This is a genomic window from Microvirga sp. 2TAF3, assembly GCF_052114965.1.
Classification (GTDB): domain Bacteria; phylum Pseudomonadota; class Alphaproteobacteria; order Rhizobiales; family Beijerinckiaceae; genus Microvirga.
This window is the reverse complement of record NZ_JBFRFT010000021.1, coordinates 15,661-37,093: the sequence shown is the minus strand read 5'-3', so window position 1 is coordinate 37,093 and position 21,433 is coordinate 15,661. Positions and strand designations below refer to the sequence as shown.

16 protein-coding genes are annotated in these 21,433 nt (G+C 57.5%); 8 read left to right on the top strand and 8 right to left on the bottom strand.

The genetic code is table 11. The annotated features are described in order from the left end of the window. Window positions 1-12: 12 nt before the first annotated feature. From AB4Y97_RS18055 to AB4Y97_RS18030, 6 genes are all read right to left on the bottom strand, one after another. Window positions 13-1,515, bottom strand: a complete 1,503-nt coding sequence (locus AB4Y97_RS18055; RefSeq protein WP_442000432.1) for a family 16 glycosylhydrolase — start codon at window positions 1,513-1,515, stop codon at window positions 13-15. A 672-nt stretch (window positions 1,516-2,187) separates the two neighbouring features. Further along, window positions 2,188-3,540 (bottom strand): HlyD family type I secretion periplasmic adaptor subunit, encoded by a 1,353-nt coding sequence (locus AB4Y97_RS18050; RefSeq protein ID WP_442000431.1) that lies wholly within the window; start codon window positions 3,538-3,540, stop codon window positions 2,188-2,190. 13 nt (window positions 3,541-3,553) lie between these two features. Then, on the bottom strand, window positions 3,554-5,563 hold the full coding sequence (locus AB4Y97_RS18045) for a type I secretion system permease/ATPase (protein WP_442000430.1): 2,010 nt from the start codon (window positions 5,561-5,563) through the stop codon (window positions 3,554-3,556). Window positions 5,564-5,760: 197 nt separating this feature from the next. Continuing rightward, window positions 5,761-7,737 carry a hypothetical protein gene (locus tag AB4Y97_RS18040; RefSeq protein ID WP_442000429.1) on the bottom strand — a complete coding sequence of 659 codons (1,977 nt, stop codon included), beginning with the start codon at window positions 7,735-7,737 and terminating at the stop codon, window positions 5,761-5,763. Window positions 7,738-7,824: 87 nt separating this feature from the next. Next, a complete protein-coding gene (locus AB4Y97_RS18035) occupies window positions 7,825-8,826 on the bottom strand; it encodes a hypothetical protein (protein WP_442000428.1) in 1,002 nt (333 codons plus the stop codon). Window positions 8,827-9,439: 613 nt separating this feature from the next. After that, entirely contained in the window at window positions 9,440-9,916 is a 477-nt protein-coding gene (locus AB4Y97_RS18030) for a hypothetical protein (RefSeq protein ID WP_442000427.1), read from the bottom strand. 156 nt (window positions 9,917-10,072) lie between these two features. On the opposite strand from AB4Y97_RS18030, the gene AB4Y97_RS18025 reads away from it, so the two are divergent. The 8 genes from AB4Y97_RS18025 to AB4Y97_RS17990 all read left to right on the top strand — a co-directional run bounded on the left by AB4Y97_RS18025 (window position 10,073) and on the right by AB4Y97_RS17990 (window position 19,268). Beyond that, window positions 10,073-10,702 (top strand): hypothetical protein, encoded by a 630-nt coding sequence (locus AB4Y97_RS18025; protein WP_442000426.1) that lies wholly within the window; start codon window positions 10,073-10,075, stop codon window positions 10,700-10,702. A 424-nt stretch (window positions 10,703-11,126) separates the two neighbouring features. Further along, window positions 11,127-11,900, top strand: a complete 774-nt coding sequence (locus AB4Y97_RS18020; RefSeq protein WP_442000425.1) for a FadR/GntR family transcriptional regulator — start codon at window positions 11,127-11,129, stop codon at window positions 11,898-11,900. Window positions 11,901-11,926: 26 nt separating this feature from the next. Further along, window positions 11,927-12,952 carry an ABC transporter ATP-binding protein gene (locus AB4Y97_RS18015; RefSeq protein WP_442000472.1) on the top strand — a complete coding sequence of 342 codons (1,026 nt, stop codon included), beginning with the start codon at window positions 11,927-11,929 and terminating at the stop codon, window positions 12,950-12,952. Further along, window positions 12,949-14,046: an ABC transporter ATP-binding protein gene (locus tag AB4Y97_RS18010; protein WP_442000424.1), complete on the top strand. Its 1,098-nt coding sequence runs from the start codon at window positions 12,949-12,951 to the stop codon at window positions 14,044-14,046. Before AB4Y97_RS18015 ends, AB4Y97_RS18010 begins: the two co-directional genes overlap by 4 nt. A 17-nt stretch (window positions 14,047-14,063) precedes the next feature. After that, the gene (locus AB4Y97_RS18005; protein ID WP_442000423.1) at window positions 14,064-15,563 is read left to right on the top strand and encodes an ABC transporter substrate-binding protein; all 1,500 of its coding nucleotides are present in this window, start codon (window positions 14,064-14,066) and stop codon (window positions 15,561-15,563) included. A 75-nt stretch (window positions 15,564-15,638) separates the two neighbouring features. Further along, window positions 15,639-16,586, top strand: a complete 948-nt coding sequence (locus AB4Y97_RS18000; RefSeq protein WP_442000422.1) for an ABC transporter permease — start codon at window positions 15,639-15,641, stop codon at window positions 16,584-16,586. Further along, window positions 16,583-17,452: an ABC transporter permease gene (locus tag AB4Y97_RS17995; protein ID WP_442000421.1), complete on the top strand. Its 870-nt coding sequence runs from the start codon at window positions 16,583-16,585 to the stop codon at window positions 17,450-17,452. Before AB4Y97_RS18000 ends, AB4Y97_RS17995 begins: the two co-directional genes overlap by 4 nt. Window positions 17,453-17,474: 22 nt before the next feature. Further along, entirely contained in the window at window positions 17,475-19,268 is a 1,794-nt protein-coding gene (locus AB4Y97_RS17990) for a gamma-glutamyltransferase family protein (RefSeq protein WP_442000420.1), read from the top strand. Window positions 19,269-19,292: 24 nt separating this feature from the next. On the opposite strand, the gene AB4Y97_RS17985 is transcribed toward AB4Y97_RS17990, so the two are convergent. Both AB4Y97_RS17985 and AB4Y97_RS17980 read right to left on the bottom strand, forming a co-directional pair. Continuing rightward, on the bottom strand, window positions 19,293-20,525 hold the full coding sequence (locus AB4Y97_RS17985; RefSeq protein ID WP_442000419.1) for a phenylacetate--CoA ligase family protein: 1,233 nt from the start codon (window positions 20,523-20,525) through the stop codon (window positions 19,293-19,295). A 50-nt stretch (window positions 20,526-20,575) separates the two neighbouring features. Continuing rightward, complete coding sequence (locus AB4Y97_RS17980; RefSeq protein ID WP_442000418.1) at window positions 20,576-21,424, bottom strand: ABC transporter ATP-binding protein; 849 nt, start codon at window positions 21,422-21,424, stop codon at window positions 20,576-20,578. Window positions 21,425-21,433: the final 9 nt, after the last annotated feature.

The following is a 21,433-nucleotide window of genomic DNA, read 5'->3' as shown; positions in this document are numbered from 1 at the left end:
CCGACTGATCCGTCAGACAAAGAAGTAATCAGCCTGCGCGTGCAGTGCGTCAGGAGAAACCTTGTCGAGCGTGGTGATCGTAACGATGGGACCAGAGCCAGCCCTGTATTTCACGACCGTGTTTCCTAGCTGGTCCCCGTCGAAGAACAACAGACCTTCGGCAACCGGGTCGGTTCCCTTATACCCTTTGAAAAGCCCCCGCAGATCGAGCACATCGATGCCCGGTTTGAAATCCTTGATATGGCCGGCCCGAACTGGCGCGCTTTTGAAGATGAACTGATCCCGGCCCGCTCCGCCGATGAGCGTGTCGGCATAGCGACCTGCATAGAGATGGTCGTTGCCTGCTCCCCCCTCGAGCCTGTTGTCGCCGCCGCCATTGGACACGATCCGGTTATTCAGACTGTTCCCGATGCCTCGTTGATCGCCTTTTCCGTCCAGTTCAAGGTTTTCGACATTGGCTGGAAGCCTATAGGCTGCGAGGTCGGTTCTGACGGTATCGATCCCCATCTTGGATTTCTCGATGACCTTATCGGCATAATTTTCGACATAATAGGTATCGTCGCCTTTATAGCCACGCATGGTGTCTCCACCTTGCTTGCCGATGATCTTATCGTGGGTACTTGTGCCGTTCAGCTTGTCCCACTCGTAGGTTCCAGCGATCGTTTTCTTCGCCTTGGTGCTTATCTTAAGAATGAAAGGCTTTTGCTGCGGATCGGCTGTCCAGGCAGACGCCGGCGTCTCAGGTCCCACGCCGGGTTTGGCGGAATAGGCGCGGATGTAGTCGATATCCATCTTTGCCGGAAACGTGGTGGTGGCATCCGGACTGCCCGGCCATTCTCCACCGACGGCGAGATTGGCAAGCATGTACATCGGCTTGTGCATATCGGCCGGAGTCGCAGTTTGAAACACCTTTTGGCCGTCGTAGTACCACGTGATCGTATTTTGCTGCCAATCGACACCATAGGTGTGGAAACCTGTTGTCATATCGGCCGCATGGATTTCGGCCCCCCTCTGCAGGTTGCTTCCATAATGGACCGTCGTGTTGAGGGTGTTCGGCTCGCTGCCAATAACCTCCATGATGTCGATCTCAGGGGGCCAGGACATATCGGTGGGAAGGAGCCAGAACGCGGGCCAAAGTCCCTGCCCAGCCGGCAGCTTAGCCTTAATCTCGAAATAACCGTAGGTCTGACTGAAGGAGTGGAACGTCATAATCATGCCCGACGTGTAATCGTAGCCGTTGATCCTGGACTGGATTTCAGCAGAAGCCCGGGCAGCGGTAATGCTGAAAACGCCATCGTTGACTGAGTATGTCCCAAGGCCCGAGGTCGGAGCATAATTGGCATTGACGTACCATTGCTCCTCGCCATTGGTGGCGTTTGTACCGCCATTGGGGGCCGTCCAAGGATATCCGGTACCCCACCGTCCTGTCGCCCCATTCCAGTAGCTAAAAGCATCAAATTCTTCACTGAAAGTCAAAATTGCCGATACAGATAAGCTCAATGGATCAATTGACATGACATTCACCATAAAATTAACTAAAATTACTTACTTCTAATATATGAATACTATTATACTCAAGCTAGTAGGAAAAGTGACCTGCAGACCCAGCTCGCATCAGCAAGAAGCAAACTAATACAGACTGAAAATAAGGCTATAAAATTCTATACATCGCCAGTTTCCAATCAACAGAACGCCGTGACGCGTTCGAGAGAATCCCGATAATTCTTTAAAAATCAGCAACTTACTTGAGCAGATGCGTGAGGAGTCAAAATTCCTGAGATTGTCCTCTTGCCAATCGCCTGGCTCCGATATTCCAAAATTTTGCCACGAACGAAGGATCTGAAGACTTTGATTTTGCCCTCGGATACAATTGATCAACGACGGCTCCTGGATAAAAATCCTAAACCCTATGTAATCATTTTTAAGAGGGCATGGCCCGTCCGAATCGCCTCACCTTAAGAACTGTGACTTTTATATAAGCTTATATTCTTATAAACAGCTAAATACATGCTTGCACGAGGAGCAATGCAGCCTGCTCAAGAAGACAATACTTTAAGCGCGGTAACCTTTTACTTAATTGGAGCAACCCTAAGGGGTCACCTCTTTCGAGTTGTTCCGGAGGTCTAAGCTCATGAAACGCGGCCTCAACAATAGGGGCTTCATGCAAACGATGATAGCCTGATGCACTTACAACTCACGGAAGGCGCGAGCCATGCTGTCACGGATGGGTTGGAGCAGATACTCGATAAAGGTACGCTCAGTCGTCTTAATATAGACTTCTGCCGGCATGCCTGGCGTCGGGGCGAATCCATGGATGTTGGCGACTTCCTTAGGATCGAGGGTGATTCTGGCAACGTAGACGTCATTGCGAGCAAGCGCATTTTTCTCGTCTGGGAGCGCGTCGGCCGAGACATAGGCCACCTCCCCCGCAATCATGGGTGTTATGCGTTGTTTGAGAGCCGTCAAGCGGATGATGGCTTTCTGCCCAAGCTTCACGTTCGGGATATCCTGCGGACGCACTCTGACCTCGATCAGCAGATTCTCCTGAAGAGGCACGATTTCCATAACCGTCTTACCGGCTTCGACGACGCCGCCGGGTGTATGATAGCGCAGCTTCACCACAACGCCCCGAACCGGGCTCGTAATCCTGACGCGCTCAAGGACCCGAGTTGCCGAGAGGACTCTTTCCCGGACATCGGCCAGTTCGCCCAACGTTTCATGCAATTGCTCGACCGAGGTCTTAATCGCCGTGTTGTGTACGCCGACGATCTGCTCTTCGAAGCGTGCAATGCGTTCCTTGGAATCGCCGATTTCACCCGTCAGGCGCCCAGCCTCCCCTTGAAGATTGGCGCGAGCTCGCTGCAACGCCAACACTTCTGACTTACGAATTAGCCCACTCTTGAGGAGTTGTGCCTTCACCTGGAGTTCCTCATCGAAGAACGCTATCTGCTCACGTGTGGAAGCAAGTTGGGCAGAGCTTCCCTTGATGCGTTCTTGCAATGCATCAATGCTCGCCTTGATCGATATGATCTCGCTCTGCAGGCTTTTGCGGTGCGCATCGATCGTCGCCCGTTGTGCCTTGACGATTGTCGCAATATCCGGATCCGTTCCTGCTTTCGACATCAGTTCGGCGGGGAAAACAAGTTCACTTCCCTCTGCCATCTCCGCCCGCAAACGTGCTTCGATTGCAATCAGGCGGGCCTCACGCAGGGCAAGCCGTCTCAACTCTGCCCGTGGAGCTGTCTCATCGAGCTGGACCAAGCTTTCGCCAGGTTCGACGATATCGCCCTCGCGAACCAGGATATCCTGGATGACGCCACCCTCCAGATGCTGAATGATCTTGTTCTGACCGGTTGCAACGAAGGCGCCGGATGTCACCACTGCGCCCGCAATCGGAGCAACCCCGCCCCAATATCCGAAGCCCATCAGGGTGAAAGCCAGGATGCCGGTCCCGAACAAGGTTGGAAGACGCGTGCTACGTGGCACATCGGCATACCATTCCTGCTGTTTTTTGAGGGTGAGAACCGCCATTTGTGACATAGTCGTTTCCGTGTCAGCCTTCGATGACCTGGGAACCGTCCCGCCCCCTGGGTCCGCTCATCAGGGGAATGATATCGTCGCGTTTTCCGAAAGCCTGAATGGAACCCTCCTTGAGCATCATGATCTTGTCGACGCTCTTCAACAGGGCCGGACGCTGAGTAATGGCAACGATGGTGATGCCACGCTCCTTGGCCCGTGACAAAGCTCTCGCAAGCGCCTGCTCTCCGGGAAAGTCGAGATTGGAATTTGGCTCATCGAGCACGACGAGGTGAGGATTGCCGAAGAAAGCCCGTGCAAGCCCGATGCGCTGGCGCTGGCCACCTGATAAGGGGCTTCCATCCATGCTGACGATTGTCTCGTAACCCTGCGAGAATTGAGAGATCATCTCGTGGACATCGGCGAGCTCTGCCGCGTCGAAAATGTCCTCGTCGCTCACGTCATCCCGCATGCGGGCGATGTTGGCTTTGATGGAGGCAGGAAAGAGCTGCACGTCCTGCGGCAGGTATCCGACATTTTCACCGAATTGACGCGGGTCCCAGTTGCGCAGATCCATCATGTCGAGGCGGACGCTTCCCGCTGTTGGCATGATGGATCCGACGAGCATGCGTCCGAGCGTCGACTTTCCGGTCCCAGAGGCCCCAACGATGGCAAGGGACTCTCCCGGCTCGAGCTGGAACGAGATGCCATTCAGGATCACCTTCTTGTTCGGCGGCGGCACATAAAGGACGCGCTCGACACTCAAGCGCCCTTGAGGCTGTGGCAGGCGGAGGCGCTCCATGTTCAGCGGCGAGTTCTGCAGCAAGGACCTGATGCGGCCATAGGCGGATCGAGCCTGGATGAAGTTGCGCCACCCCTCGATTGTCCCTTCAACCGGGGCTAGGGCGCGGCTTGCAACGATGGAAGAGGCAATGACCATGCCACCGGTCAATTCGCCTGCCATGGAAAGCGATGCGCCCCATCCGAGGATTGAGATCTGGGTCGTCAGGCGAATGAACTTCGACAGTCCCGTCATCATGATGTTGCGGTCTTGCGCAATGACCTGCGCCTTCAAGGATTCACCGGTTTCACGCCCCCACATCAGCACGCCTTCCGGGATCATTCCCATGGCGTTGATAACCTGCGCGTTGCGCGCCATCGCATCGGCCTGAAGATTGGCCCGCGATGCAAAGGCATTGGCGCGCCCAAACGGAACGGCCGTGAGTTTCTGGTTCACGAGCGCCACGCTCAGCAGCATGAGCGCCGTAGCCGCAACGATGTAGCCGAGCTGCGGATGGATGAGAAACACGGCAAGGAGATAAACCGGCGCGACCGGTGCATCCAGCATCATGAGAAGCACTGGGCCGGTCAGAAAGCTTCGTATATGCTGGAGGTCGGACAGGGTCTGGAATTCCTTGCTCGACCCATTCTGCGATGCCCTTGCCGCAGCGCTCAGCACGGGTGCGCCGAGCTTGCTTTCCGCCTCGACGGCAATGCGCATCAGGATGAACCGACGCATCATATCCATCAGCACATGCGCCAGGATCGCGCCGAGTACGACGAGCGACAGCATGGCAAGCGTATCGACGCTGCGGCTCGTCAGGACGCGATCCGAGATGTTGAAGAGATAAACTGGGATTGCCAGAACCAACACATTAACGAAAAATGAGAAGATCGCGACCGTGATGAGGTTGCGACGGCATGTGGACAGCCCCTTGCTCAGAACCTCGCGAAAGTCCCGATCCGCGGAACGCTGCTGGAGTGGAGGGGTGCCACGGGGCCCACGTCCACCTCCTCCGGGCCCACCTCCCGGCCCCTTGGGAGGCGCATGACCCGATTCTTGCCGCTCTCGATCCCGGTTCGCCGGCGGAACTGCCGGCCTTACGGGCGGAATGACGAGTGGCGGCCCTTCGGCTCTTGCAGAGAGAGGGCTTTGTGCAAGCGCTTCTGCCGCAACAATCGGCGCTCGCGGAGGATGAGATGAAGATACTTGGCACTTGATGCCGTCGTGAGATTTCTCGCCGTTGTCGCTGGATGCAGCCTGCATAGGAGAAGACGTGGTTTTCTCCCTGGCGACGTAATGATCGGCCGCGCGATGTCGGTACTCCTCCTCAAGAACCTCCAGGCGGGCAGATAGAGAGAAGTCCTTGTTTTTCCTTTCAAGGTCCAAACTGGGGGACTGCTCTGACGGCAGACCTCTCAAGGCGTTCTTCTGAAGCATCAGTTCCCCCAAGAGAGCTGGGTTTATATCAATACATGCCCGAATGTGTCGTGGTGGTTTCCAAATATGTCTTTTGTCCATGTCGCTGCGTCCGTAGGGACATCGCTCTGGCCGTGGTCCATGAAGGCTACGAGTTCCGAGACCAGTGATGTCGGGTCGGTTGCGACGGTATGAGTGGCGTCGGACACGAGATTCGCTTGCAGAAGAATGGAATCTTCGTACGCACCACCACCGAGATATTGGCTATAGATGCCACCTGCATTGACGATCTCGGCAAAATTGCCGGCCACGTTCCCACCGGTTGAAAGCCACTGCAGCGATGAACCAGCCGCGGTCATCTGAACGGCGAGATCGGTATCAGCAATGACATTGACTTGCGTAATAATATTAAGGTCGTAATAATTGCCGGTTATGAACAGAACGTCCAAGCTTCCAGACGCGGCGCCATGGAAACTTGACCAAGCATCGTGATCGAGATCGTCGCGGTTACTCAGACCCTTGATCAGACTTGTGATATTGCCCGTCAATCCTTCGAATGCTGTCGCGCCATAGTTATGAATCGCGGCTTGATTCTGAAGTGTGCTCTGACCGGTGAAAACCGTCGAAGGACTTCCAGAACCGGATGAGATCCCGACGACATCGTTGTCGAGAACCACATTTGTTTGTGAGATGATATTGGACGAGTGATAATCGCCAAGAACGATGATGATGTCATAGCTCTTGCCCCAATCGGTGAACTTGGCGACATTGTATTGTTCCCCCTTGCCGCTATGGACTTCAGAGTAGGAATCCGAGCGGGTCTGGATTGTTACATCGCCATCCTCCAAAAAGTTATGTTGCGTGAGCGACTTCACATCGAAGACGTCACCATCCGCAAAGTCGACATTGATCTTCAGGTCTCCGCCAAAGGAGTGAACCCCGCTGTTCTTTACCAGTTCTTTCACATCGAATGTGGCAATGTTGTCGACTTGACTATGTCCGCTATCCACCGAGGCGGAAGCTCCCTCGCCATTGAAGACATAATCGCGGTTCTGCAGGATGTTCGCCTGGAGAATGGCGTTTGTTTCGTAAAAATTGCCCTGTACGATCAGCGTCAAGGGAGCTTCATTGAGATCGACGACGGTAGCAGCATTGACGGCCGTATTGGCGCCTGTCTCCGCCACTTGGCCGGGATCCGTACTGCCCTCTTCACGGACCGGGAGCGCAGGCGACTTTACATCCACGGCATAGGTCGGCGCCGGCGTGCCTTCAGGCTGCAATTGGCCGTTGACATAGCGTCCGGGCGTCAAGGTCTCCACCGGCGCTTCGCCCGCGGCCATGGCCTGATCGTGCGCAACGACCGTCGACGTCCAGCACTCACTGCTCTCGTTTGATGGCATCAAGGGATAAGGGTTATAATCTTTTGCCATATCGATCATGGCAGAGATGATCCCTCCGCTACCGACATGATGAAGTGCGTCATATTCCGGCGACCCATCTGAAAAGTAGTCGCGGTCTACAGTCGTATTCGTTTGTGTAAGCTTGGAAAATTGATCGGCCTGCACGCCCTCATATTTGATCTCGTAGTTCGGCTCGCGTGGCTCCTGAGTCACCGGCTGGCCATATCCGGTGATATGATGGTGGATGATATGAGAGATCCGGACATAAGACAGTTCGGCATGGCTTGCAGGATCGGAACCTCCATGCGCGCGTTCGAGATAGGGGTCAGCAACATAATCCAGGCTCACCACGACCGGATATTCATGATGCAACTTGGTCCAGGCGACATCATTGTGCAATTGATCAAATGTCGGCGTATAGTTTGATTTTATGGATGTTCCATCGTACTCAGGCAGGTCCGGCAATGAAGGATGCGGATTATCCAATGCAATAAAGTAATCATAACTGAACTTCTTGTAGAAAATCTCATCATACTCAAGGCGCGAGGCAGCGAAGTCCTGGGTGAGGTGCAGATATCCGGCGAAATGCCAAATGAGTTCGGTCGAATTTCCCGGTATCATCAATTCCTCCTGCTGGCGCGAGCACCGCCTATCGCGACGGCAGAGAGGCTCGCGCGTTAACCGCGCGAGCCATTTTCCTTGCAGATTTTAGCTTTGGTGGTCATCCGTCGAGTCACCACCGACCACACTCATCGTGTTGTACTGGATGTTCGCGCCCATCGAGATATGCTGATTGAATGCCTCAAGATGAGATGTCGCAGCTGCGGTTGCCGAAGCGGAGACGGAGCCATCGTCACCTGCGCCGCTGGCGAAGTTGCCGCTCGCTTCATCGATGCCACTAGCATTGCCGCCGTTCCATTCTCCGCTCTGGCTCCAACCGGCGCTGCTGGTCAAGGATGGTGAAGTAAGAGTGTCGTTATCAGTCAACTCGCTGACCTGGGTTAGGCTGAAGGCTTGGCCGGCTCCATCGCCGATGATCGACATGACGTCGAAGGTCACACCATCAAGATCGAGCCAATCCGTATCGCTCGTGTTGAACGAATCCTGGATATTGACATCGAGATTGAAGCTCTGATCGTTGAAGCTATCGGTCGGATTATAGCTATCATTGATGCTGTGATCGCTCTGGTCATTATTGCTGTCGTTGACGCTATGATCGTCGTTATTGCTGTCATTAATGCTCTTGTCATTAAGCGCGTCATTCACCGCAACATCGATGTTAGTATTATCGCTTTCATCGTTGAAACTATCGTTGGTGCTATTGTCACTGTTGTCATTGTTGCTGTCATTGACGCTCTTGTCGTTGAGCGCGTCGTTCACCGCGACGTCTACATTGGTGTTTTCGCTTTCGTCATTATTGCTGTCATTGACGCTATTGTCGCTATTGTCATTGACGCTTTTGTCATTGAGCGCGTCGTTCACCGCAACGTCGACATTGGTGTTTTCGCTCTCGTCGTTGTTGCTGCCGTTGACACTATTGTCACTATTATTTGTATTGTCAGTGTTGAAGCTGTCATTGGTGCTGTTGTCGACACTATTATCGTTAAAGCTATTGCTCGTGCCCTCATCATCAAGATTTCCATTCTCTTGCGACGCCAGAGCAAAACCGGCGATTGCAGCAGCAATATTGGCATTCGGATCGGCAGCCATGATCATATTCCCTATCTACGCAACGATCCCACCTCTCTCCGCTCATCATCTACGTGTGCGGATCCGGGGGCCATCACGATGTAAATTGTCTGCATTTGAGTGCAATCGTACCGACGACAGGTTCCCCGCTCAACGCAAGGGTCGTGTTAGCGTGTCCGATTGCCTGAAGAGTTTGAGGATTTGAGTGTTTCGCACGGCTCCTCCTTATGTCTTGTTCCGGTTACGTTACAGGCCTTATGCCGAAGGCATAAAGCGGCTCGTCACGATCCTCCAGACACAAGGCGCAACTCTACTTTGCCGGTATCGCCAAAACATCGCGATCAGCCAGACCGAGTTGCTCCTACACTTACGCAGGCGCCCCTTACATTAATTGATTGGCTTTTAGAGAAGCGCACCTGAAATCGACTGCAATCGCAGTACAGTCGCCAACTTCCCAATTTACATCTTGCAAGGCGACAGGCGCCTCATTGACTCGGCTTACTTGTTTTACTGGTTCACCACATCGCCATCATTTCAGCGTCGTGAAGGACGTTAAAAGTAGCGTTACTTCTCTGTGTCAGTCCAGTCGCGCAAAGGAGGTAGCTCCCGGGAAGGTAAATTGAAGGACGACATTCTACGACAGAGATGCAAGACGCCCCTCAAATAGCTGGAACCAAAGCTGGCATATCGTCATTTCCACATCCACGCGATCAGGCTCCCATAAATCATCTTGCGGGTTCTCATCTGGATAGCCCCAACCATGCTGCCGCATTGTGCGGTGGAAGACGCAGGCCTGATAACACCCCGCATGAAACTCCGGATCTTCATTCACACTAAATAGGAAAATCTCTTCCCCATAGATGCTGGCCGGTTCGCCACTTAATTCCGCCAAAGTCTGGGTTTGAACGAGGCCGAGTGCATGGGAATTCAATGACCCTACAATTCTTCGCGCCTCGAGACTGACCAACATGACCAGGAATCCCAAGAGATAAGCATCGTGCCAAGCATAACGGGGAATTTCTCCCAGTTCGGTGCGGCTTCTTTCAACCAAGGGGGCAATCGTTGCGATTGCCGCTTTCCGCCCTTGGCGTACTTTCAAAAATTGTAGCATGCTGCCTCGTTGCTATTGCCAAGCTTAAAACATGTTCCAGCGCCGAGAAGACGGTAATCGCCCTTAGAGAAGAACTGAGTTAAGATGGCCGAAGTTCAAGCATAACGTCTCAACTTGAATTGGCTTTGACGCTTCCATACCGAGAAGGGTAAAGGCATGCCGACACGGCTCCCCCCTAAACCTGATTTCGAAGCGATCGAAGCAGCAGCGATCTCTTCTGCCGATCACCGCACTATGGTTCTAGCCCTGATCGGAAATCTGGTGTTCAGCTGGTCCAACAACGAGAGCATGTTCATTTACATCCTCATGTTGCTCCTTGAAACGGATGAAGTTTCGGCCGCCATTGTTTTCGCGACCTTGAATACGACCAGGGCGCGGCTCGACCTGGTCCAGCGCCTCGCCAAGGCGAAAATTCACGACAAGGAAGCAGCGAGAATGCTTGACCGCCTCATCGTGCGGTTCAACGACTGCACCCGTGTTCGCAACGAGCTCAATCACTGCATGTATGCCGTCAGCGATCGCGGCGAGATCACTCACACTCACGCCATGAAGATCAGAGAAAGCGGTGGAGGCTTGGTGTTAGGCGAAATCCGCCCCATGGACGACGCGCGCATTCGCGAACTCGTGAGGGCTGTCGAGGAACTTAAAAAGCTCAATCGCGAACTCTGGGATTACCTGCCACGTCTCCAAGCCTGTGTCGGCCCACCCCTATCAGGCTCACGCAGACCCGGGCCGATCCAGAGCAGCTCGAACAAAGGACCCGCTTTCGATCAACCCATTTCCTGAACACAGACCCCGGAACTCGACTCTGCGTTACTCGCCCCACCGACTGAACCGCGTTCCAGTAATATTCAGTTTAGGCGAAACGTATCTCGAGAAATTGACTCAACCTCGTTGAAGCTGAACCGATCTCCAAATTTTTTGGGTCGCCCGTCCCAATGAACGGATAGACACCTCTTGTCATGTTCCAGCTCCCCCCACCGCCCGCTTCGAGAGTATGTTCAACCCCTAGATGAGTTCGGCATTGCAGCATCCCCAAGCGCTCTTGTCCTAGGTTCCTAGCCAAAGGTAGCTCTGCGAACCTTGCCGACACCAATTGCATAAAGGTTCGCTTTCAGTATATCTTCATTTCGCAAAGGCGCTGCCCTAAGCAAGAAAGCGTCCATTAACGCGGCACCAATGTTAAAATTGGTTCCCAAAGGGAATTTAAATGGTCAGCGCCGAGCCCCTTTCGGACAGCTCTGATTTTGCTCTCAGGCAATTGCGCGCCCTCTTGGACGACCGCTCTGAAAGCGAAGACAGTCAGCTTCCCCCGGAACGGGCACTCGCGCTTCAGATCGGCGTCGGCCGCCGCGCACTCAGGCGGGCGCTTGAAGTGCTGGAGGCCGAAGGGCGGATCTGGCGCCAGCAAGGCAAAGGAACATTTCTCGGCCCACGCCCCCTGCGCACCGAGATGAGCCTCGAAGCCCTCTCGAGTGGGACCAACCCTCTCGAGAACATGGAAGCGCGCCTGGAAATCGAGCCCGCCCTCGCACGGCTTGCGGCTTTGCGCGCTTCCAACGGCGATATCGAGAGACTGAAACACCTCGCTGACAAGACCGCATCCAGCGCCGATAGCGATCTGGACAGCCGTGAGTTGTGGGACGGCGCGTTTCACAGGGCCATCGCGGAGGCTGCCGGCAACAGTCTCCTCTTCGCCTTCTTCGACGTAGCCAATCGGATCCGGCAGGACCCGACCTGGCGTCGCCTACGCGAGCAGGCGCGTTCTCGCCCGCGCCAGAGAAATTATGTGAATCAGCATCATCGCGTCGTCGAGGCCATCGCCGCTCGCGATGGTGGCACCGCCGAGCAGGCGATGCGCGAACATCTGGAAACGGTGCGAGCCAGCCTCCTCAGGATCATGACCCGGCCCCTCGCCGACAATCAGGACAATGAAACCGCCGATGAGACATCATCCGATGACCAAGGAAGACCTGCGGCATGATCACTGAAGCAGCCCTGCCTTCCGCGATGGGGGCAAGCACGGCAAGCCCCTCCCCCGCGGAGAAGTCGCTCCTACGAGTCGAGAACCTGTCGATCCGTTTCGACGGCGCGCCGAAGGACGTCAATGTCGTCGACGACGTGTCGTTTTCCATCGCCAAGGGAAAGACTCTATGCCTCGTGGGCGAATCCGGTTGCGGAAAAAGCGTGACGGCGCTCGCCCTCATGGGCCTGCTGCCGACACCACCGGCCCGCATCGTCGGAGGCGCAGCCTATTTCGAAGGCAAGGACCTTCTCAGCCTTTCCGAACGTGCGCGGTCGGACATGCGCGGCAACCAGACGGCCATGATCTTTCAGGAGCCTATGACATCTCTCAATCCCGCCTTCACAATAGGAGATCAGATCACGGAGGGAATCCTCCGCCATCGCAGGGTCTCGAAGGCTGAGGCAAAGGAACGGGCGCTGGACATGCTTCGGCGCGTTCGCATCCCCGCCCCGGAGAAGCGCATGCGGGCCTATCCGCATGAAATGTCCGGTGGCATGCGCCAACGCGTCATGATCGCCATGGCTCTCGCCAATGAACCGCACCTCCTGATCGCCGACGAGCCGACCACAGCGCTCGACGTGACGATCCAGGCGCAAATCATCTCACTCATCCGCCGGCTGCAGGAGGAAAGCGGAATGGCGATGATCCTGATCACGCACGATCTCGGCGTGGTCGCGGAGGTCGCCGACGATGTGGCAGTGATGTATGCGGGGCGCGTCGTGGAAACGGGTTCCGTCGAAGCAATCTTCGAAGACCCGCAGCATCCCTATACCATCGGGCTCATGGGGTCCGTGCCGTCGCTCGGGCGCCGACAGGGCCGCCTCGCGACTATCCGTGGCACGGTTCCGCCAGCGGAGCTCATGCCGAAGGGCTGCCGCTTCACGCCACGCTGCCCCTTCGCCGACAATCGCTGCGCCAGCGAACCACCGCCCCTTGTCGAACTCACGCCGGGTCATAAGGCGCGCTGCTGGTATGCGCCGCTTGAGCAACATCGTGGAGCTTTGGCATGAGCACCGAGGTCAATGACACCATTCTCGAGGGAGTCGGTCTCGTGAAGCATTTCGGTGGCGGAGGCCTTCTCGCCTCGCCGACGATCGTGCGGGCCGTGGATGGTGTTTCGCTGTCCGTCAAGCGGGGTGAGACCTTTGCCATCGTGGGCGAATCCGGCTGCGGAAAGTCTACGTTGGGCCGGCTGCTCCTGCGGCTCATCGAACCGACAGCGGGAGATGTGCTCTACGAAGGCCGCTCCATTCTCTCGCTCGATCAGAACGAGATGCGCCGGCTTCGCCGCGAGTTGCAGATCATTTTCCAGGATCCATTCGCGTCCCTCAATCCGCGCATGAATGTCGGCGACATCGTCGCGGAGCCGATCTGGCTGCATGGCCTCGCTAAAGGCACCGAGCGGCGCGAGAAGGTCGCGGATCTGTTGCGGACTGTCGGCCTCCTGCCCGCCCATGCGGATCGCTATCCGCATGAATTCTCGGGCGGCCAGCGCCAGCGTATCGGCATCGCCCGTGCCCTCGCCGGCGAGCCGAAGCTGATCATTGGCGACGAGCCCGTCTCGGCGCTCGATGTTTCGATCCAGGCGCAGATCATCAATCTCCTCGAAGATCTGAAGGATCGCTTCGGCCTCACCCTCGTGATCGTGGCGCACGATCTCGCCGTGATCCGGCACATGAGCGACAGGGTTGCGGTCATGTATCTCGGCGAGATCGTCGAGTTCAGCGAGACCGACGATCTCTTCGACAACCCGCTTCATCCTTATACGCAGGCGCTTCTCACGGCGATTCCGGTGCCAAGCCCGGTCAACCGTCAGTCCAAACCGTTGTTGCAGGGCGATGTTCCGAGCCCGACGGCGCCGCCTCCAGGCTGCCGCTTCCATACACGCTGTCCGCACGCAAAAGCCCTTTGCCGCGAGAAGCATCCTGATTTGGAAGCCGCGGGCGATGGCAGGCATGTAGCCTGCCACTTCTGGCGCGAGATTCAGAATGCGGGCGCGGGTGCCCTTTCGGCTCCGCCCCCTAGCCCGGCGCTGACCAAGCGCATGGAGCTCTACAAAACTTGGCGCGAACGGCAGGACAAGACCGCCGCGCCAAGCCGCTAAACCCAGAGGAGAGAACCTTGAAGAAACCACTTTTCATGTTGGCGATGGCTGCCGGGCTCGCGATGAGCACTGCGGCATCGGCACAAACCCTGCGGATCGGCCTGAATGAAGATCCCGACGTGCTCGATCCGCATCGCGCGCGCACCTTCGTGGGGCGCATCGTGTTCACATCTTTGTGCGATAAGCTGGTCGAAATTACGCCGGACCTGAAGATCGTCCCGCAACTCGCCACCGAGTGGACATGGACCGATCCCAAGACGCTGACCATGAAGTTGCGCTCCGGCGTGAAGTTCCACGACGGCGAACCGATGAACGCCGCCGCCGTAAAAGCCAATATCGACCGCGCCCGCACTCTGCCCGACAGCCTGCGCAAGAGCGAAATCGCCTCGGTGGAGAGCGTGGAAGTCGTCGACGACATGACCGTGGCCTTGAAATTGTCACGTCCTGACGCGACGCTGCTGTCGCAGCTTTCGGATCGCGCCGGCATGCTTATGTCGCCGAAAGCATTGGCCGCCGCCGATTTCGGCCAGAAGCCGGTCTGCTCGGGTCCCTACCAGTTCGTCGAGCGCGTGCAGAACGACCGTATCGTCCTGGAGCGCTTCAAGGATTACTGGGATGCGAAGAGCTACAACTTCGACCGTCTGGTCTTCCAGCCGATTCCTGACACCACCGTCCGCCTCGCCAACCTGAAGGCCGGTAATCTCGACATGCTGGAGCGCCTCGCGCCGAGCGACGTCGCTGCCGTGAAGAGCGATTCTAAGCTGGTGTTCGCACCCGTGAGCGGAATCGGTTACCAGGGGCTGACTATCAATACCAATAACAGCGATCGCGCCAAGACTCCGCTCGGACAGGACAAGCGCGTCCGACAGGCCCTGGAATACGCGATCGACCGCGATGTGATCAATGAAGTGGTCGGACAGGGCATCTTCCCGCCCGCAGGCCAGCCCTTCCCGGAGGCAAGCCCCTACAACGACAAGAAGTTCGCGGCTCGCAAGCGCGATGTTGCAAAGGCCAAGAAACTTCTGAAGGAAGCCGGCGTCGAGCATGTGAAGTTCGACCTGACCTTCGGTACGGGCACGACCGCGCAGCAGATTGCCGAGATCATCCAGGCCATGGCTGCAGAAGCCGGTTTCGAGATCTCCCTGCGCCCGACCGAGTTTGCCGCCATGCAGAAGGAAGCGCAGGCGGGTAATTTCCAGGTCAACGCGATCGGTTGGTCAGGACGCGTCGATCCCGATGGCAACATCCATCCGTTCGTGACCTGCAAGGGCGGCCTCAACGACGGCAAATACTGCAATGCGGAGGTCGACCGTCTCCTGAACGAGGCACGCCTGATCACGGATGACGCGAAGCGCAAGGAGCTGTACGACGCCGCGCAAACCATCCTCCAAGATGAGCTGCCGATTATCTACACCTACTATCAGCCTTGGCCCTTCGTTCTGTCCAAGAAAGTTGAAGGCTTCAAGCCTTACCCGGATGGCATGATCCGTCTCAAAGGCGTGAAATTCGCGTCCTGATAGACGTCGCTACAAGCGTGCCCGGCATTGAGGTCGGGCACGCAATCCCTTCCCCGAACCAGATCACAGAGCCTCATGCTCCGCTATATCGCCAAACGTATTCTGATCGCCATTCCGACGATCCTCATTGTGTCGGTACTGGTCTTCACCCTGCAGCAGCTTCTGCCGGGCGACCCCGTTCTGACCATGGCAGGCGAGGAGCGCGATCCGCAGGTTCTGGCCTTTCTTCGTGAGAAGTATCGGCTCGATGACCCGATCCCACTCCAGTATTTCGCTTGGTTCGGGCAGGTGCTTCAGGGCAATCTCGGCATTTCCCTGCGCACCGATATTCCCGTTCTGACCCTGATTCTCGGCAAGCTTCCCGTCACCATCGAGCTCGCCATCTTCGCCATGATCGTGGCGCTTGCTATCGGCATTCCAGCAGGCATCATCTCCGCCGTCCGAAAGGGCACGACCGTTGATTATGCCGCCAATGTGGTTGCCCTTTCGGGTCTTTCCATCCCGAACTTCTGGCTCGGCATTCTCCTCATCATGCTGGTCTCCGTGCGCTGGCAGCTCCTGCCTGCATCGGGCTTCGTTCCGCCGAGCGAGGATCTGTGGCTGAACATCAAGACAATGCTGATGCCCGCCTTCGTTCTCGGTACCGGGCTCGCCGCCAGCCTGATGCGCCATACGCGCAGCGCCATGCTCGGCGTCCTGCGCTCCGATTACATCCGCACGGCCCGCGCCAAGGGACTCGTCTCGCGGGTCGTGATCATGAAGCACGCTTTGCGCAACGCGCTGATGCCCATCATCACCCTCTCGACACTCCTTTTCGGCGAACTGCTGGCCGGCGCGGTGCTGACCGAGCAGATCTTTACCATCCCGGGCTTCGGCAAGCTCGTGGTCGATGCGGTCTTCAACCGAGATTACGCTGTCGTGCAGGGCGTTGTTCTCTGCACCGCCGTCGGATTCATCGTCATGAATCTACTCGCCGACGTTCTCTACGTTCTGGTCAATCCTCGCCTGAGGCATGCTCGATGACGCTCGCAATCGCCGAAGAGGTCGCACTTCCGAAAAAGCGCAACCGTATTCTCTCCAAATTCATGAAGAATCGCGGTGCCCTCGTTGGCGCGGGCATCGTGCTGTTCTTCGTTATCGTCGCGATCGCTGCGCCCCTCGTCGCGCCGTTCGATCCGATCAAGCCGAGCTTCATGACCATTCGCAAGGCACCCTCCGCCGTGTTCTGGTTCGGAACGGACGAACTTGGCCGCGACGTGTTCTCACGCATGCTGTGGGGTGCCCGCGCCTCCCTGATGGCGGGTGTCGTGTCCGTCTCGATCGCCGTCCTTCTCGGCGTGCCGTTCGGTCTCGTGTCCGGCTATTTCGGAGGCTGGATCGATGCAGTCATCTCGCGCTCGACGGAAGCGATGCTCGCCATCCCGTTCCTCATCTTCGCGATTGCGCTGGCCTCCTTCCTCGGCCCGAGCCTGAGCAATGCCATGATCGCCATCGGTCTCTCCGCCATGCCGATCTTCATCCGCCTGACACGCGGTCAGGTTCTATCCATCAAGGCGGAGGATTATGTGGAAGGCGCGCGGGCTATCGGCCTGCCGGATTTCTGGATCATCCTGCGCTACATCCTGCCGAATGTTATTCCTCCCATCCTTGTCCAGGCGACGCTCACCGTCGCCGGCGCTATCATTGCGGAAGCCAGCCTGTCGTTCCTCGGCCTCGGCCAGCAACCGCCCAATCCATCCTGGGGTTCCATGCTGAACACGGCCAAGAACTTCATGGATCAGGCGCCGTGGATGTCGTTCTTCCCAGGCATCGCCATCTTCCTCATCGTTCTCGGCTTCAACCTTCTGGGTGACGGCCTGCGCGATGCCCTGGATCCCCGCGAAAACTAGCCCCTAACCTCGGATCAGATTCATGTTCACTACACGGCCTGAAATCCTCGGCACGTTCGGCGTCGTCACGTCGACCCATTGGCTTGCCTCCGCCGCCGGCATGTCGATGCTCGAGAAAGATGGCAATGCGTTCGATGCCTGCGTCGCGTCGGGTTTCGTTCTGCAGGTCGTCGAGCCGCATCTCGTCGGGCCTTCAGGCGAGGTTCCGGCCGTTTTCTATTCGGCCAAGACCGGCAAGGTCGAGGTGCTCTGCGGCCAGGGCACCGCGCCGAAAGGCGCGACGATCGACCATTACAAGCGCGAAGGGCTGTCCCTCATTCCGGGCAACGGCCTGCTCGCGACTGTCATTCCCGGTGCATTCGATGCCTGGATGATCCTGCTGCGCGACCACGGCAGCTTGCGGCTGCGCGATGTACTGGAGCCTGCGATCTATTATGCAGAAAAGGGGCATCCCCTTCTGCCGCGTGTCTCGGACACGATCAAAGGCCTGAAATCCTTCTTCGAGACCGAGTGGCCGACCTCTGCCGCCGTGTTCCTGCCGGGCGGCAACGTCCCAGAGGCACGCAAGCTCTTCCGCAACACGCAGCTCGCAGAGACCTGGAAGCGCATCCTGCGCGAGGCCGAAGCCAAAGGGCGCAACCGTGAAGGCGAGATCGAGGCCGCCCGCGAAGCCTTCTACAAAGGCTTCGTGGCCGAGGCCATTGACCGCTTCGCGCGCTCCAACGAGGTGATGGACCAATCGGGCTCACGCCATCGCGGCGTCATCACGGCCGACGATATGGCATCCTGGTCCGCAAGCTACGACACTCCCCTCACCTACGATTATCATAATTACCGGGTGAACAAGATCCGTCCCTGGGGACAGGGCCCCGTCTTCCTGCAGACGCTGGCGCTCCTGAAGGGGTTCGACCTGGGCGCCATGGGCCCGACGAGCGCACCCTTCATCCATACGGTGGTCGAGGCCATGAAGCTCGCCTTCGCGGACCGCGAGGCCTATTACGGCGACCCGGATTTCGTGAAGGTGCCGATGGAAACGCTGCTCTCCGACCAGTATTCGGACGAGCGGCGTAAGCTGATCGGCGAGCGCGCCTCGCGGGAGCTTCGTCCCGGCCATGTGGAAGGATATGAGCTGCAGGTCGAGCGGATGATGAAGGCCCTGCGCGACCTTTCCACTACCGACCGCAAGGTGACGGGCGGCGAGCCGACCATGGCCTCCATGCGCTCGGCCCGTCGGGGCGACACGGTTCACATCGATGTGGTCGACCGGCATGGCAACATGATTGCCGCGATGCCTTCCGGCGGCTGGCTGCAGTCCTCGCCGGTCATTCCTGAGCTCGGCTTCATGCTGAATTCCCGCGCGCAGATGTTCTGGCTGGAAACGGGCCTCCCGGCGAGCCTGGAACCCGGCAAGCGGCCGCGCACGACACTGACGCCCACCCTCGCGGAGAAAGACGGCGAACCCTACATGGTGTTCGGCTCACCGGGTGGCGACCAGCAGGAGCAATGGCAGCTGCTTCTGTTTCTGCGCCATGCCCATCATGGCCTCAACCTGCAGGAAGCGATCGACCTGCCGATGGCCCATACGGCTCATTTCCCGTCGTCGTTCTATCCGCGCGAGCAGAAGCCGGGTCATCTCGCGGCTGAGGAAACCTTCGGTACTGAGGTTCTCGACGAATTGCGCGCGCGCGGCCACGATGTCGAGTCAATGCCCGCCTGGACCGTCGGACGCCTCGTGGCGGCAAGCCGCGACAAGGACGGCCTACTGCGTGGCGCCGCAACACCGCGGCTCATGCAGGCCTACGCGGTCGGACGCTAAAATCGAAAAAGGGCTCGTCGGCGCTCAGCCATATGCCCGCTCATCCGCGATCACCTTGCCGTCATTCGGCAAGGTTCCGGGTGGGACAAGCATGACGAGCCCTTTTAATTTCGTCACATCCAGAAGCGTGGCGCCAATACTCACGACGGGATTCCTCTCAGGCGCTGCGACTTCTGCCTTCAACGTCATCACATCCGTTTCTCCCTCGCGCGTCACGACGAGACGCAGGCGACCGAGTTCGGGATGGCGGCTGCCGATTTCGGCGACCTGTTCGGGCCGCACGAACATGCCCTTGACCTTGGTTGCCTGATCAGCCCGGCCCATCCAGCCCTTGATGCGCAGATTGGTGCGTCCACACGGGCTGACGCCTGTCATCACGGCGGTGAGATCGCCGAGCGCGAGGCGGATCCAGGGACGACGCGGATCGAGGCTCGTGACGACGATTTCGCCGACCTCTCCCTCGGGAACAGGATCGCCGGTACCCGGCCGAACGATCTCGACGATAAGATCCTCATTGACCACAAGGCCCTCACGCGCGGAGGTCTCATAGGCAATGAAGCCGAGATCCGCGGTGGCATAGGCTTGATAGGCCTCAATGCCTCTCGCCGAAAACTCATCTTGTAAGGTTTTTGGGAAAGCAGCCCCTGAAACCAGTGCGCGCTTGAGAGAAGAGATATCCCTTCCGGCTACTGATGCGCCGTCGAGCAGGATCTTAAGAAAGTCCGGCGTGCCGCAATAGGCGATGGGTCGATAGGCTTCAATCAGTTCATATTGCTGTTCGGTACTGCCGGGACCCGCTGGAATGACCGCACAGCCGAGCGCCCGCGCGCCGGAATCCATGATGAAGCCGCCAGGAGTCAGATGATAGCTGAAAGTGTTGAGCACAACATCGCTCTTGCGAAATCCGGCAGCATGGAGCCCACGCGCAGACCGCCATGGATTGGCTTCCGTCGCCTCCGGTTCGAAGATGGGTCCCGGGGACGTGAAGAGGCGCCCAAAAGAACCCGGAGCGTCGGGAACGAAACCTCCGAAAGGAAATGCTGCCCTTTGCAGCGCAGGAAACTCTGATTTGCGCAGAACAGGCAAGGTCGCGAGTGTCTTGCGGCTTGCGATACCGTCGAGGTCGAAGCCTTGTAGCCGTTCGGCATAGCCTGGCGCTTTCGCGGCGCGCTTCAGGATTTTAGGAAGGCGTGAGAAAAGATCGGCTTCCCGCTCTGCCGGATCGCGTGTTTCGAGCGCATCGAAAAAGTCGGTCAAAGCTTACACCCTTCAGGTCATGCACGTTGTCGGGGTGGGACAGACTCGCCTCAAGCCAGCCACCGCTTGCGGCGCTTATAGCTCTTCACGTCCCGAAAGGATTTTCGGTCCCCTTCCGAAACACCGAGATAGAATTCCTTCACGTCCTCGTTCTCACGCAGCATCTGTGCAGGCCCATCCATCACGACACGGCCAGTTTCGAGGATATAGCCATAGGTTGCGTATTTCAGTGCCATATTGGTGTTCTGCTCTGCGAGAAGAAAAGATACGCCCTCAGTGGCGTTGAGCTTGCGCACGATTTCGAAGATCTCTTCCACGATCTGCGGCGCAAGGCCCATGGACGGTTCATCCAGCAGGATCATCTTGGGGCGTGACATCATGGCTCGACCGATGGCGCACATCTGCTGCTCGCCACCGGAAGTATAACCCGCCATGGAGCCGCGTCGCTGCTTGAGGCGCGGGAAGTACTCGTAGATCACCTCGAGATCGCGACGGATCGCGGCGTTTCCGTCCCGGCGTGTGAATGCGCCGGTGAGAAGGTTCTCCTCAATCGTCAAGTGGCCGAAACAATGCCGTCCTTCGAGAACCTGGATACAACCCCTGCGAACCAGTTCATTCGGCGAGAGGCGGTCGACGCGCTTACCGTCGAATTCGATGCTGCCCTTGGTGACCTCTCCCCGTTCCGCATGAAGCAGGTTGGAGATCGCCTTCAGGGTCGTCGTCTTGCCCGCGCCATTGGCTCCGAGCAGCGCGACTATCCCACCTCGAGGCACATTCAGCGACACACCCTTGAGCACCAGGATTACGTGATCGTAGATGACCTCTATGTTATTGACCGCAAGGACGGCTTCCTCAACTCTGGGCAGATTCGACTTCTGCATCTGAACGGCATGGCTCATCGACCCCTC

Coding starts and splice junctions, on each gene's coding strand:
- AB4Y97_RS18055 (WP_442000432.1), bottom strand. CDS start 1,515: ATGTCAATTGATCCATTGAGCTTATCTGTATCGGCAATTTTGACTTTC.
- AB4Y97_RS18050 (WP_442000431.1), bottom strand. CDS start 3,540: ATGTCACAAATGGCGGTTCTCACCCTCAAAAAACAGCAGGAATGGTAT.
- AB4Y97_RS18045 (WP_442000430.1), bottom strand. CDS start 5,563: ATGCAGGCTGCATCCAGCGACAACGGCGAGAAATCTCACGACGGCATC.
- AB4Y97_RS18040 (WP_442000429.1), bottom strand. CDS start 7,737: ATGATACCGGGAAATTCGACCGAACTCATTTGGCATTTCGCCGGATAT.
- AB4Y97_RS18035 (WP_442000428.1), bottom strand. CDS start 8,826: ATGGCTGCCGATCCGAATGCCAATATTGCTGCTGCAATCGCCGGTTTT.
- AB4Y97_RS18030 (WP_442000427.1), bottom strand. CDS start 9,916: ATGCTACAATTTTTGAAAGTACGCCAAGGGCGGAAAGCGGCAATCGCA.
- AB4Y97_RS18025 (WP_442000426.1), top strand. CDS start 10,073: ATGCCGACACGGCTCCCCCCTAAACCTGATTTCGAAGCGATCGAAGCA.
- AB4Y97_RS18020 (WP_442000425.1), top strand. CDS start 11,127: ATGGTCAGCGCCGAGCCCCTTTCGGACAGCTCTGATTTTGCTCTCAGG.
- AB4Y97_RS18015 (WP_442000472.1), top strand. CDS start 11,927: ATGGGGGCAAGCACGGCAAGCCCCTCCCCCGCGGAGAAGTCGCTCCTA.
- AB4Y97_RS18010 (WP_442000424.1), top strand. CDS start 12,949: ATGAGCACCGAGGTCAATGACACCATTCTCGAGGGAGTCGGTCTCGTG.
- AB4Y97_RS18000 (WP_442000422.1), top strand. CDS start 15,639: ATGCTCCGCTATATCGCCAAACGTATTCTGATCGCCATTCCGACGATC.
- AB4Y97_RS17995 (WP_442000421.1), top strand. CDS start 16,583: ATGACGCTCGCAATCGCCGAAGAGGTCGCACTTCCGAAAAAGCGCAAC.
- AB4Y97_RS17990 (WP_442000420.1), top strand. CDS start 17,475: ATGTTCACTACACGGCCTGAAATCCTCGGCACGTTCGGCGTCGTCACG.
- AB4Y97_RS17980 (WP_442000418.1), bottom strand. CDS start 21,424: ATGAGCCATGCCGTTCAGATGCAGAAGTCGAATCTGCCCAGAGTTGAG.